This is a genomic window from Streptosporangium nanhuense, from assembly GCF_059358815.1.
Genome location: NZ_JCADBG010000002.1, coordinates 599,947 through 612,282 on the forward strand (window position 1 = coordinate 599,947; position 12,336 = coordinate 612,282).

Genomic DNA, 12,336 nt, shown 5'->3' on the forward strand with positions numbered 1-12,336 from the left:
GCCGAGGCTGTGTTCTTCACGCCAGGGTCAGGCCCCGTCCACCCTCCCGGAACCGCGTGGCAGCAGCAGGGCGACCAGCGCGCCCACCCCGCACAGGACGGCGGTGATCAGGAAGATCTCGCTGTACTCGGTGTGCAGCGCCTCCTTCACCCGGTTCTGGTACTCGGCGAGCCGCCCGGCGTACACGACGGGGTCCACGCCGAAGGGCAGCGGCGTGTCCAGGTCGGCGGTGAGCGACTGGAAGCGGTGGAAGCCCCACGCCGACAGCCCGGCGACGCCGAGCAGCATGCCCATCATCCGGGCCACGACCACCGCCGCCGAGGCCACGCCGTGCTGGGCGGCGGGCACGGCCCGCAGCACCGCCGAGGAGACCGGGGCGATCACCAGGCCGAGCCCGAGGCCGGCGACGATCAGGTCGGCGTCCATGCGGTACCCGGCCGAGGCCAGGTCCAGGGGCCACTGGCCGATGCGGACGTATCCGGCCGCGGCCACCGCGAGCCCGATCACCGTCACCGCGCGCTCGCCGTAGCGGCGGGCCATGAGACCGCCCAGCAGCGCGGCCACGGAGAGCGCGACGAGGAAGCGCGACAGCACCAGGGCGCCGTCCAGGCTGTCGAGGCCCAGCAGCGTCTGCGCCGCCAGCTGCACGTCGACCAGGGTCACCAGCAGCGCGGCGCCGGCCAGGAAGCTCACCCCGAGCGTGGCGAGGAACGGGCCGCGCGACACCCCCCTCATGTCGATCAGCCGGGTCTCCGAGCGCCACTCCCACGCGACGAACGCGACACCGGACACGACACCGGCGACGATCATGGGCACGCCCCACGAGGGCAGGACCGACTCGCCGGGGTCGGGGTTGTAGAGACCGGCCACGAGCAGGCCGAGCGCGAGCGCCAGCAGCAGCCCGCCGACCACGTCGACGCGCCCGCCCGCCCCCGCCCCGAGGGCCCGGTCGCGGCCGGGCGGCGGCACCGACCGCTGCACGGCGATCGCCGCCAGGGCCACCAGCGGGACGTTCAGCCAGAAGATCGACCGCCAGCCGCCGAGCTGCACGCCGCCGATCTGCAGGGTGGCCGGGACCAGGGCGGCGAGGGCCGCGCCGTACAGGGGGCCGAGCACGCTGCCGAGCTCCTGGGCCGACCCCACCGCGCCGAGCGCCACCGGGCGCTCGTCCTCGTCCCACAGGTCCCCGATCAGGGCCATGGTGATGGGCAGCAGCGCGCCGCCCGCCACCCCCTGCAGGGCCCGCCCCGCGACCAGCCAGGGCACCGTCTCGCCCAGCGCGGTGACGACCGAGCCCACGGCGAAGCCCGCCAGGCACAGGTGGATGAGCGGGCGCCTGCCGTACCGGTCGGAGAGCTGGCCGAGCAGCGGCATGGCCGCGATGTAGCCGAGCAGGAAACCGGTGACGATCGGGGTGGCCCGCTCCAGGTGGTTGAGGGGAACGGAGACGTCCCTGGCGATGTCGACGAGGACGGTGACCACGACGTACGCGTCCAGGGCCGCCAGCAGCACCGCGGTGCCGCCGACGCCGAGGGCGGTCCTTCGCCGGGCCGCGCGGGTGCCCTCCGGGGCGGTGCGGTTCGTCGTCACCTCGTCACTCCGCCGGAGCGGTGACCTGGACCGGCACGTCGTAGTCGCTGAAGGCCACGATCACCTTGCCGCCGGTCAGGGGCAGGTCCGCCTTGAGCAGCCGGTCGGTGGCCTTGTCGATCCAGAGCACGGCGTCGACGCTCTGCGTGAGACCGGGCACCATCGTGGCGAGCACCTGCTGGGAGAGCGTCGCCGAGACCCGGTAGGTGTCGACGCCGTCGAGCTTCTCCGCTGCCTGGGTCTTGGCGTCCAGCGCGTTGGCCAGCAGCTGTACGACGCCCTTGTCCGGGTCGAGGATGGCGGACGGGTCGTAGATCGCCGCCAGCTGGCTGCGCGACATCCGCTGGAAGCCGCCGGTCACGCCCTTGAAGTGGACGGTCTCTCCGATCAGCACGAAATTGATCTCCTGGAGGCTGCCCATCACGTCGATCTGGAGGGTGCCGTCCGCGTCGCCGGTCCCGCTGAGACGGCCGGAGGCCTTCTTGACCGGTACGGGCGGGGTGCCCTCGGTTTCCATCGAGAAGGCGGCCGACTTCACGGCGCGCATCGCCTCCGCGGACTTCTTGACCAGGTCGGCTCCGTTGGGGAGGGCCGGGGTGCCGTCGGGGGCACCACCGCCGCTGCACGCGGTGACCAGGGAGAACGCGGCGATCACCGCGATGATGAGGATCCGGCGAGCAGACATGGGCGGATCGTAACGACACTCCGGTCTACTAAGGAGTAACGACCGGTATCGGTTTCGCGTCGGCGGGGCCCCGCGGGTTCGACCGGCCGGTCTCGGGCCGGCGGACGCCTCCGCGGATTCGGCCGGCCGGTCTCGCGTCGGCGGGCACCTCCGCGGGCCTCGCCGGCGACCCGCGTGCCGGCGGACGTCCCCGTGAGCCGCCTCCGCGAGCCGCCCCCGGCCGGTCTCGCGTCAGCGGATGCCTTTGAGGTGGTCCACCACCGGCGCGTACGCCGCCTCCAGCTCGATCAGCTGGTCGTCGGTGAGCAGGTCGATGAAATGTCGGCGCACCCCGGCCACGTGGTGGGGCGCGACCTTCTGGATGGTCGCCCAGCCGTGTTCGGTGAGGACGGCGAAGGTGCCGCGCCGGTCGTCGGAGCAGGTCTCCCTGGCGACCAGGCCGGCGGCCTCCATGCGGGAGATCTGGTGGGACAGGCGGCTGCGGGACTGGATCGTGGCGTCCGCCAGATCGCTCATCCGCATGCGGTGACCGGGGGTCTCCGACAGGTTCACCAGGATCTCGTAGTCGTTGACCGAGAGCCCGAAGGGTTGGAGCTCGCGGTCGAGACGGTGGTCGAGGAGCTTGTGCACGGCAAGGTGGGCGCGCCACGCTCGTTGCTCGATCGAGGACAGCCAGCGAGGCTCCTGGTCGTTCACCGGTCGCTCACCACTCTCGTTCACCGCGTGTGTGGCCGCGATCCCGGCGGATCCGTCCCCCGGCCGACCGCTTCGCTCGCCGGGTGGGGCTTGCTTCAGGGTCATAGATCAGAACTTACATCAGAAGGTGCCGATTGCTCGTGGCGGGCGATGTGACGAATTGACAGAGCCAGGATCACGATCCGTCTCGATGATCATGCGGGGCGGGACGCGCTACCGGTGGGAAGCAAGGGATGGAACGCCCGTAAAGTAACTCCATGCCGGATAACGAGACGGATGTCGACAAGGCCGGATCGGAGAGCCTCGCCACGGTGGTCGTGGCGGGTCTGGCCAACCTCGCGATCGCCGTGGCCAAGCTGGTCGCCGGACTGATCAGCGGCTCGTCGGCGATGCTGTCCGAGGCCGCCCACTCCGCCGCGGACACCGTCACCGAGGCCCTGCTGTTCGTCGCGGTGCGCAGGGGCGGGCACCCCGCCGACGCGCGGCACCCGTTCGGCTACGGCAAGGCGGGGTTCTTCTGGGCGCTGCTCGCGGCCTTCGCCACCCTCGTCGGCGGCGCCGGGTTCTCCGTCACCCACGGCGTGCACGAGATCCTCACCGGTGAGAGGCTCACCGACCTGACGATCTCGTACGTGGTCCTCGCGGTCTCGTTCGTGATCGAGGGGATCTCGTTCCTCAAGGCGCTCTCGCAGGTGCGGGGGGAGGCCCGCCGCTTCGAGGTGAGCCCGCGGCGCTACGTCGCGAAGACCTCCGACACGGCGCTGAAGGCCGTATTGTTCGAGGACGCGGCCGCCCTGGCCGGGCTGCTGATCGCCGCGGCCGGGCTGCTGGCCTCCCAGCTGACCGGCTCGTCCCTGTGGGACGGGGCCGCCTCCGTGGTGATCGGCCTGCTGCTCCTGTGGGTCGCGATCCACCTCATCCGCGCCAACGCCTCCCTGCTGATCGGCCAGGCCGCGCCCGAGGGGCTGACGGAGCGCATCCGCGAGGAGATCGCCGCCCTGCCCGAGGTCGAGAGCGTGGTGGAGCTCCTGACCATGGTGCTGGGCCCCGGCGAGACGCTGGTCGCCGCCCGCGTCGACTTCGTGGACGACACCACGGGGGCGGGGCTGGAACAGGCCTCCGACCGGGTGGAACGCGTGCTCAAGGAACGCTTCCCCTCGGTGACGCAGGTCTTCCTCGACCCCACCCCCGGACGCTCGTCCCGCCAGGCCTGAGCCGCGGGCGCGCACGCCCCGCGGTCAGGCACGCCGGCCGGTGACCCGGCCGAGCCCGAGCCGTCCCGTGGTCAGGACCGACGGCCGGTCACCCCGCCAGGTCTGAACCCTCCATGCCCTCCATCCACCTCTCCACCTCGTCGGGCCGGCGGGGCAGCCCGGCCGACATGAGGCGGGCGCCGTCGGCGGTGACGACGAGGTCGTCCTCGATGCGCACGCCGATGCCGCGCAGCTCCGGCGGCAGCGTCAGGTCGTCCGGCTGCAGGTAGAGGCCGGGCTCGACGGTCAGCACCTGTCCTTCCTCCAGCACGCCGTCCAGGTAGGCCTCCGAGCGGGCCCTGGCGCAGTCGTGCACGTCCATGCCGAGCATGTGGCCGCTGCTGCACAGCGTGTAGCGGCGGTACAGGCCGCTGCCGGGCTCCATCGCCTCGTCGGCGCCGATCTTCAGCACGCCCCAGTCGTGCAGTCCCTCCGCGATGACGCGCATGGCCGCGCGGTGGAAGTCGCGGAAGCGCGCGCCGGGGCGCAGGGTGGCGATCGCCGCCTCCTGGGCCTCGTACACCAGCTCGTAGACCTGGCGCTGGACCGGGCTGAAGCGCCCGGACACCGGCAGGGTCCTGGTGATGTCGGCGGTGTAGAGATGGTCGGTCTCCACGCCCGCGTCCAGGAGCAGCAGCTCGTCGCCGTTCAGCCGCCCGTCGTTGCGGATCCAGTGCAGCACGCACGCGTTCGCGCCGGAGGCCACGATGCTGTCGTAGCCGACCGCGTTGCCCTCCAGGCGGGCGCGGAGGCCGAAGACCCCCTCCAGGTAGCGCTCGCCGCGCCGGTGCCCCAGGGCGGCGGGCAGGGCCCGCGCCACGTCCTCGAACCCGCGCGTGGTCGCGTCGACCGAGAACTGCAGCTCGGCGACCTCCCACTCGTCCTTGATCAGCCGCATCTCGGAGAGGAACGTCTCCAGCTCCTCGTCACCGTCGCCGGGCGAGACCCGCCCGTCCACGGACGCGTCCACCCCGCGCAGCACCCGGGCGGGCCCGGTGAGCGCGTCGCCCAGCCTGTCGATCGGCGCGCAGGCGATCTGGTGGATCGCCTCCGCCTCGGCCAGGTCGGGGCGGCGGCCCACCCAGAACTCGCCGTAGCGGCGGTCGCGGTAGAACTCCTGCCCGGCCTGGCCCGGTGCCGACCTCGGCGAGCGGGGGCGCAGGAACAGCGTGGCCTCCCCCGAGGGCTCGACGACCAGCACGTCGCCGGGCTCCTGGTCGCCGGTGAGGTAGGCGAACGCGGTGTGCGCCCGGAACCGGTAGTCGCTGTCGTTGCTGCGCGCCTTGAGCGTGCCGGACGGGATCACCAGCCGCTCGCCGGGGAAGCGGGCGGCGAGCGCGGCGCGGCGCTTGGCGGTGTAGGCGGCCTGCGGCAGCGGCGCGAGGTCGTCGCGGTGCGTGTCGGCCCAGCCGGTGGTCATGAACGCGACGAGGGCGTCGGAGACCGGCAGGTCGTGGCTGCCGGTGTTGAGCTTTTGGGTCATTTTGTCCCCGGGCGCGAAGGTTTCTGGTCACCCCCACGCTAGTCCGGAGCGGTGCGGCCCGCACCCCCGGCAGGTACGGAGCCGCACCGCGCACACGGGTCAGCCCACCGGGACCTGGTACTCCTTGGCCAGGTCGGACGTGGCGGCCTCCTTGAAGACGACGGCGCCGCCCAGGGCGGCCTTGTCGGGCTTGGCCACGTACGACAGCAGCGAGGCGGGCTTGTCGAAGGTGGTGAAGTCCATGACCGTGCCGAACTCCGCGCCCCAGGACGACTGGCCGCGGTGCGCGGCGACCACGGCGCCCCGGGTCAGGTCCTTGCCCTCGCAGGCCTTCTTGAGCGCGTCGACGACGATCGCCGCCGCCGAGTAGCCCGAGGGGACGCCGCTGTCGATGGCGGTGTCCGGGTACTTCGCCGCGTAGTCGGCGGCGAGCTTCTTCATGGCGGGCATGTCGGCGCTGATCGGCGTGCCCGCGGTCATGTAGTAGAAGTCCTTCAGCAGCGCGGGCCCGGCCGGGGTGGGCAGCAGCTGCGGGGAGTAGGCGGAGTTGCTGCCGACGAACGGCACGTCCATGCCCTTGGCGAGCGAGACGCCGACGAGCGAGGCGGTCTGCCTGGGGCCGACGGAGACCAGGATGGCCTTGACGCCCTCCGCCTTGAACGCGGCGACCTGGGCGCTCATGTCCTGGTCGGTGGCCTTGATCTTCTGCTCCACGAGCGTGAGGCCGAGCTTCTCGGACGCGTACTTGGAGCCGTTCAGCGCGCTCTCGCCGTAGTCGCCCTCGAAGTACAGGTGACCGATCTTGTCCCCGGACTTGATGCCCTTCTCCTTGGCCAGGAAGTCCACCCCGTTGATCATGTCGATGTCGTAGGTCGTCCCGGTGACCTGGATGGACTTGCTGCCGAGCAGCCCGGTCGCCCAGGCCTGCGGGATGGTGAGCATCTGGTCGGTCTCGATGCGCTGCTTGAGCGCGTTGACCATGGGCGAGCCGACGAAGTGGGCGATCGCCACCGTCTTCGGGGCGATCTCGGTATAGGCCGCGATCGCCTTCTGCGCGTCGTAGCCGTGGTCGCGCACCAGCGCCTCCAGCTGCCGCCCGCACACGCCCCCGGCCGCGTTGGTCTGCTCGAAGTACAGCTGCTGCGCCTGGGTCAGGCTCTTGCCGAACGAGGCGTACGGGCCGGTGAGGTCGGTCATCAGACCGATCGTGATCTTGTCGGCGGTGACGCCGGGGCCCGTCTTCACGCCGTCCCCCCCGACGGCGGAGGGGGCGGCCGCGCCGCTGCCCCCGGTGGCCTTCTCGCTGGCGCACGCGGTGACGGCCAGGGCGAGGGCGGCGAGTACCGCGATGCGTCGGACCGGGGTTCTTGGGATTCCCATGTCATCAGTTCCTTGTGTCGGGGGAGGGGGACAGCGGGGTCTTTGTCACTGCGGAAGCCGCGGAGGCCTGGCGAGCGGAGGCGGGGGTGAGGCGGCGGTCGACGGCCAGGCGCAGGCGCCCGGCGAGGCCGAGCAGCCCGCCGGGCAGGAAGAGGACGACCACGACGACGGCGGCGCCGTACAGGATGCGGGCCGCCTCGGCGGGCGACACCCCGCCCGAGCCCGGCTCGGCCACCAGCGGCAGGGCGTCGCTGTAGCGGCTGAGCAGCTGGGGGAGCATCGAGATGAAGATCGCGCCGATCACCGCGCCCGCGACGGAGCCGAGCCCGCCGATGATGATCATCGCGAGGTAGTCGAGGGAGAGCAGCAGGCCGAAGTAGTCGGGCACGGTGCGCTGGAAGACCAGCGCGATCAGGACCCCGGCCAGGCCGCCGTACATCGACGACAGCACGAACACCCCGGCGCGGTAGCGGGCCACCGGCACCCCGAGCACCCCGGCCGCGATCTCGTGGTCGCGGATGGTGTTCATGGCCCGCCCGGGACGGCCGCGCAGCACCCCGCGGGCGAACAGCGCCGCGCCGGTCAGCAGGATCAGCCCGAGGAACCAGAGCCGTTCCAGCGCCCCGAACGGCACCTGCGCCACCACCAGCTCGGGGGTGTCGGCGAAGGTGAACCCGAACAGCTCCATCGGCGGCACCACGCGCCCGTTGTAGCCGCCCGTCACGGGTTCGGCGTTGAACAGCACGTGCTGGCCGACGAAGATCAGCGCGAGGGTGGCGATGCCGAGGTAGGCGCCCTTCAGGCGTCCCGCGATGGGGCTGAACAACCCGCCCGCGACGCCCGCCGTGAGCACCGCGAGCAGCGCCGCGACGGGCGTGGGCAGGCCCAGGCCGCCGAGGGCGTGCGCGCCGCCCTCCGGCTCGGAGCCGAAGTAGACGTAGGCGTACGCGCCGACCGCGAGGAAGAACGCGTGGCCCATGGACAGCTGGCCGGTGGCGCCGGTCAGCAGGTTGATGCCGATCGCGCCGATCGCCGCCGACATCGCGAAGAGCCCGGCCTGCAGCCAGAAGCCCTCCAGGTAGAACGGCACGGCGATCGCCGCCGCGACCAGCGCGACGCAGGAGAGGATGACCTTCTTAGACACGTGCCAGCTCCCTCGTCCCGAACAGCCCCGCGGGGCGGATGAGCAGGACAATGATCATCACGAGGAACGGCGCGACGTCGCCGATGCCCCGGCCGAGGAAGGCCAGGTCGTTCTGGTAGCCGCTCATCATGGCCTCGGTGATGCCGATGATCAGCCCCCCGGCCAGCGCCCCCGTGGTGGAGTCGAGGCCGCCGAGGATCGCCGCGGGGAACGCCTTCATCGCCGCGAACGTGGTGCTGCGGTCCAGCCCCGGGGTGGGGAAGACGCACAGGAAGAGCGCGGCGACGGCGGCGAGCGCCCCGGCGACCGCCCAGGCCCCCATCGACACCCGCCCGCGCCGCACGCCCATCAGCGCCGCGGTCTCCGCGTCCTCCGCGGTGGCGCGCATGGCGATGCCCCAGTTCGTGTACTTGAACGCCAGCAGGAACGCGGTGATCAGGGCCGCCGCGACGGCGAACGCGACCACCCGGGTCTGGGCGACGCTGACGGCTCCCAGGTGCAGCACCCGGTCGTGCCACGGATCGCCCAGGGCGAGCACGTCGGTGCCGATCTGCCTGGTCAGCTCGGTCGTCAGCACGATGTCGACGCCGATCGTCACGATCGCCAGCACGCTGTGCGAGGCGACGTTCGCCCTGCGGATGATCAGGAACTCGATGAGGGCGCCCACCACGGCCGCCCCGGCGACGCCCATCAGCAGGGCGGTCCAGAAGCCGACCGAGGGATGCATCTTGGCCACGATGAAGCCGCCGACCAGCAGCAGCGAGGCGTGCGCGAAGTTCACCACCTCGGTCGCCTTGAAGATGATGACGAACCCCAGGGCGATCAGCGCGTACACGGCCCCGACGGAGATCCCGTTCACCAGGAGTTCGAGAAAAGTGATCACGAAGCGACCTCCTCGTCCTTGCCCACGGCCTTCCCGGCCTTCCCGGCCTTCCCGGCGTTTCCGTCTTTCGCGCTGTCGGCGAGCGCGTCCTCGACCAGGGTGTCCGTGGCCGGGGTGCTCTCCGCCGCCGCGCCCAGGTAGGCGCGGACCACCTCGGGGTCGTTCTGCACCTCGCCGGGGGGCCCGTCCGCGATGCGCCTGCCGAAGTCGAGGACCGTCACCGCGTCGGCGAGCCGCATGACGATCCCCATGTCGTGCTCGACCAGCAGGATCGAGATGCCGAGGCTCTCCCGCACCGCGACGATCAGCTCGGCCATGTCGCGGCGCTCGCCGCCGTTCATGCCGGCGACCGGCTCGTCCAGCAGCAGCAGCCGGGGCTCCATGCACAGGGCCCGCGCCAGCTCCACGCGCTTCTGCACGCCGTACGGCAGCAGCCCGACGGGCGTGGCCAGCCGTTCGGAGAGCCCGACGAACGCCGCGATCTCGGTCACCCGCTCGTCGTGCGCGGCCGCCTCGCGCCGGGCCGACGGCAGCCGCAGCCCGGCCGAGACGAACCCGGCGCGGGTCAGCCGGTGGCGGCCGAGCATCAGGTTGTCCCGCACCGACAGGCGCGGCGACAGGGCGATGTTCTGGAAGGTGCGCGCCACGCCCAGGGCGGCGATGCGGTGCGGGGCCAGGGAGGTCAGCTCCGCGTCGCCGAACCGCACGCTGCCCGAGGTGGCCCGGTAGACGCCCGACAGGACGTTGAAGCAGGTCGACTTGCCCGCCCCGTTGGGCCCGATCACCGCGTGGACGCTGCCGGGCTCGACGCTGAAGCCGACGGCGTCCAGCGCGGTGAGCCCGGCGAAGCGCACGGTGACGTCACGCACATCGAGCCGGGGAACGGAAGTACTCGTACCGTCCGGTTGGTATGTATCACTCACGCGGACCACCTCGCCAGCGCCGGACGGGCGGTCCCCGCGCTCTCCGAAGAGCCCGGGACGGCCGGGACCGGGTCCTCGATGCCCAGGTAGCGGCGGCGCACCTCGTCGCTCGCGGCGAGCTCGGCGGCCGGTCCCGACAGCACCACCTCGCCGACCTCCAGCACGTAGGCGTGCGAGGCCAGGGACAGGGCCATGGCGGCGTTCTGCTCCACCAGGAGCACCGTGGTCCCCCCGGCGTTGATCTCGCGGATGGTGTCGGCGATTTTCGCGGCCATCATCGGCGCGAGACCCAGGGTGGGCTCGTCCAGCAGCAGCATCCTCGGCCTGGCCATCAGCGCGCGGCCGATGGCGAGCATCTGCTGCTCGCCCCCGGACAGCAGGCCCGCGCGCTGCCCGGCGCGTTCGGCGAGCACGGGGAAGAGCGCGAGCACGCCCTCCCTCGCCTCGGCCGCCGTCCGGCGGTCGGGCGCGCCGAGGGCTCCGGCCCTCAGGTTCTCCTCCACCGTCATCCGCGCGAAGACCCTGCGCCCCTCGGGCACCTGGACGACGCCCCTGGCCACCACGGCCGAGGTGGCGACGCCGGACAGCCGCGTACCGCCGAAACCGACCTCGCCGGCGGTGATCCCGCCCCGGTGGAACCTGAGGGTGCCCGACACGGCGCGCAGCAGGGTCGACTTTCCCGCGCCGTTGCCGCCGAGCACCGCGACGACCGAACCGCGCGGGACGTCCAGCGAGACACCCCGCAGGGCCAGGACCGGGCCGTAACTCACCGCCAGATCCCTGACGACCAGCCCGGAATCTCCGGGCGGGCGAGGGTCGTGCACGTCCATGTGTGCCTCCTGACAGCCGATGAACGCACCCAACCGAGGCGCTTCACCGGCGTCCAGAGGGCCGGGTGAAGTCGGGGCGGGCGCCCATGCGGGACGGGTGCCGGTTGTGCGCGCGCACAACCCCGGATCACGAAACAGAACAGAACCTTGTTCGGCTAGGTTCCTTGCTGTCACGATCCCCAGATGGGGACCCGGCCGGTTACGGACGACGAAGTACGCAGGATCATGCGCCTGGCCGCCCGCAGGCTGCTGCGGAGGCTTCCGGAGCTCACCGACGAGCTCGTCGCGAAGATCCGTGACACCGACGAGGCGTACCGGCGAATGGTCCCCACCGACGACCACTGGCAGAGCGTCTACGAGGCGATGCGGGACGGTATCGGCGCCATCCTGCTGCCCCGCTCCGAACGGTGTGACCTGCCGCAGGCGGAGAAGACCGCCCGGCGCAGGGCCGAGCAGGGGCTGCCCATGGACTCCCTGCTGCGCAGCTACCGGCTCTCCGCCCAGGTGATGTGGGACGGTCTCATCGACGTGGTCGCGGAAGAGGAATCAGACAGCCTGCCGGTCCTGCTCCGCAGTGCCACGAAGGTGTGGCACGCCATCGACAGGCAGGCGATCGCCGCCGCCGAGGCCTACCGAAGACGGGAGGCCGAGATGTTCGGCCGCACAGCCGAGAGGGTCCAGGCCCTGCTCGACGCGCTCCTGGAGGACCGGGTCGACGCCGCCCTCGTCCGCAGCGCCGCCGCCGGGCTCGACCTGCCCGAACTGGGCCGGTACGCCGTCGTCATCACCCGGCTGCCCGGCCGCCACGACCACGGCGACGACGCCCCCCGGCCGACCGCCCTGGGCGTGATGCGCCTGCTGTGGCGGATGCGCCCCGACTACGAGGTGTCGGTCGTGCTGCTGCACGACGCGAACATGGACGACCTGGCCGAGGAGCTCCGCCCGCACGTCACCGGATGCGCGGGGATCAGCCCGGTCGTCGAGGGACTGGCGGAACTGGGCCGTGCCAGGCGGCTCGCCGAGCTGGCCCTGCGGACCTGCGTGGGCGAGGGCCCGGAGATCGCCAGGCTGGAGGACAGGCTGCCCGCCGCGCTGGTGGTCAGCCAGCCCGAGCTCGCCGGTCACCTCAGCGGCGCTGTGCTGCGGCCCATCCTCGCCCTCGACCAGGCCGACCGGGAGGTGCTCCTGGGCACCCTGGAGGCGTGGCTGCGGTGCGAGGGCTCGGCCATGCGCGCCGCGGGGCAGCTGTACTGCCACCGCAACACGGTCTTCAACCGCATCCGCCGCATCGAGCAGCTCACCGGCCGCTCGCTCGCGCGCCCGCTCGACATCGTGGAACTGACCCTGGCCCTTGACGCGGTACGGCTGCTGCCCGTTACCTGACAGTCACACCCTTTGCCTTTTCCGGTGCTTAGCGTGTGGCACAAAGGGGCAGAGGAGTGGGATACCCGCGCCAGGCTGAACCGAGG

General features: G+C 72.1%; 11 protein-coding genes. 2 read left to right on the forward strand and 9 right to left on the reverse strand.

All coding sequences use genetic code 11. From position 1 onward, the window contains the following. Nucleotides 1-27 precede the first annotated feature (27 nt). From AC5L38_RS07410 to AC5L38_RS07420, 3 genes are all read right to left on the reverse strand, one after another. Entirely contained in the window at nucleotides 28-1,590 is a 1,563-nt protein-coding gene (locus AC5L38_RS07410) for an MFS transporter (RefSeq protein WP_495241986.1), read from the reverse strand. A gap of 4 nt (nucleotides 1,591-1,594) precedes the next feature. Further along, nucleotides 1,595-2,275 (reverse strand): LppX_LprAFG lipoprotein, encoded by a 681-nt coding sequence (locus AC5L38_RS07415; protein ID WP_495241987.1) that lies wholly within the window; start codon nucleotides 2,273-2,275, stop codon nucleotides 1,595-1,597. A 231-nt stretch (nucleotides 2,276-2,506) separates the two neighbouring features. Further along, nucleotides 2,507-2,971: a MarR family winged helix-turn-helix transcriptional regulator gene (locus AC5L38_RS07420; protein WP_495241988.1), complete on the reverse strand. Its 465-nt coding sequence runs from the start codon at nucleotides 2,969-2,971 to the stop codon at nucleotides 2,507-2,509. A gap of 257 nt (nucleotides 2,972-3,228) precedes the next feature. Between AC5L38_RS07420 and AC5L38_RS07425 the strand changes: the two genes are divergently transcribed. Continuing rightward, nucleotides 3,229-4,185 (forward strand): cation diffusion facilitator family transporter, encoded by a 957-nt coding sequence (locus tag AC5L38_RS07425; protein ID WP_495241989.1) that lies wholly within the window; start codon nucleotides 3,229-3,231, stop codon nucleotides 4,183-4,185. Nucleotides 4,186-4,273: 88 nt separating this feature from the next. Here the strand turns inward: AC5L38_RS07425 and AC5L38_RS07430 are convergent, their stop codons facing one another. From AC5L38_RS07430 to AC5L38_RS07455, 6 genes are all read right to left on the reverse strand, one after another. After that, complete coding sequence (locus tag AC5L38_RS07430; RefSeq protein WP_495241990.1) at nucleotides 4,274-5,707, reverse strand: aminopeptidase P family protein; 1,434 nt, start codon at nucleotides 5,705-5,707, stop codon at nucleotides 4,274-4,276. Between the two features lie 99 nt (nucleotides 5,708-5,806). Further along, the gene (locus AC5L38_RS07435; protein WP_495241991.1) at nucleotides 5,807-7,087 is read right to left on the reverse strand and encodes an ABC transporter substrate-binding protein; all 1,281 of its coding nucleotides are present in this window, start codon (nucleotides 7,085-7,087) and stop codon (nucleotides 5,807-5,809) included. Nucleotides 7,088-7,091: 4 nt separating this feature from the next. Next, nucleotides 7,092-8,231: a branched-chain amino acid ABC transporter permease gene (locus AC5L38_RS07440; protein ID WP_495241992.1), complete on the reverse strand. Its 1,140-nt coding sequence runs from the start codon at nucleotides 8,229-8,231 to the stop codon at nucleotides 7,092-7,094. Beyond that, the gene (locus AC5L38_RS07445; protein ID WP_495241993.1) at nucleotides 8,224-9,114 is read right to left on the reverse strand and encodes a branched-chain amino acid ABC transporter permease; all 891 of its coding nucleotides are present in this window, start codon (nucleotides 9,112-9,114) and stop codon (nucleotides 8,224-8,226) included. The genes AC5L38_RS07440 and AC5L38_RS07445 overlap by 8 nt, the downstream gene beginning before the upstream one ends. Then, nucleotides 9,111-10,037 carry an ABC transporter ATP-binding protein gene (locus AC5L38_RS07450; RefSeq protein WP_495241994.1) on the reverse strand — a complete coding sequence of 309 codons (927 nt, stop codon included), beginning with the start codon at nucleotides 10,035-10,037 and terminating at the stop codon, nucleotides 9,111-9,113. Before AC5L38_RS07450 ends, AC5L38_RS07445 begins: the two co-directional genes overlap by 4 nt. Beyond that, the gene (locus AC5L38_RS07455; protein ID WP_495241995.1) at nucleotides 10,034-10,867 is read right to left on the reverse strand and encodes an ABC transporter ATP-binding protein; all 834 of its coding nucleotides are present in this window, start codon (nucleotides 10,865-10,867) and stop codon (nucleotides 10,034-10,036) included. Before AC5L38_RS07455 ends, AC5L38_RS07450 begins: the two co-directional genes overlap by 4 nt. A 183-nt stretch (nucleotides 10,868-11,050) precedes the next feature. Between AC5L38_RS07455 and AC5L38_RS07460 the strand changes: the two genes are divergently transcribed. Then, on the forward strand, nucleotides 11,051-12,250 hold the full coding sequence (locus AC5L38_RS07460) for a PucR family transcriptional regulator (protein ID WP_389907232.1): 1,200 nt from the start codon (nucleotides 11,051-11,053) through the stop codon (nucleotides 12,248-12,250). The last annotated feature ends 86 nt before the right edge of the window (nucleotides 12,251-12,336 follow it).

Bases quoted from the DNA above. Each gene is read 5' to 3' on its own strand.
- AC5L38_RS07435 (WP_495241991.1), bottom strand. From the start codon at position 7,087: ATGGGAATCCCAAGAACCCCGGTCCGACGCATCGCGGTACTCGCCGCC.
- AC5L38_RS07415 (WP_495241987.1), bottom strand. From the start codon at position 2,275: ATGTCTGCTCGCCGGATCCTCATCATCGCGGTGATCGCCGCGTTCTCC.
- AC5L38_RS07425 (WP_495241989.1), top strand. From the start codon at position 3,229: ATGCCGGATAACGAGACGGATGTCGACAAGGCCGGATCGGAGAGCCTC.
- AC5L38_RS07455 (WP_495241995.1), bottom strand. From the start codon at position 10,867: ATGGACGTGCACGACCCTCGCCCGCCCGGAGATTCCGGGCTGGTCGTC.
- AC5L38_RS07460 (WP_389907232.1), top strand. From the start codon at position 11,051: ATGGGGACCCGGCCGGTTACGGACGACGAAGTACGCAGGATCATGCGC.
- AC5L38_RS07430 (WP_495241990.1), bottom strand. From the start codon at position 5,707: ATGACCCAAAAGCTCAACACCGGCAGCCACGACCTGCCGGTCTCCGAC.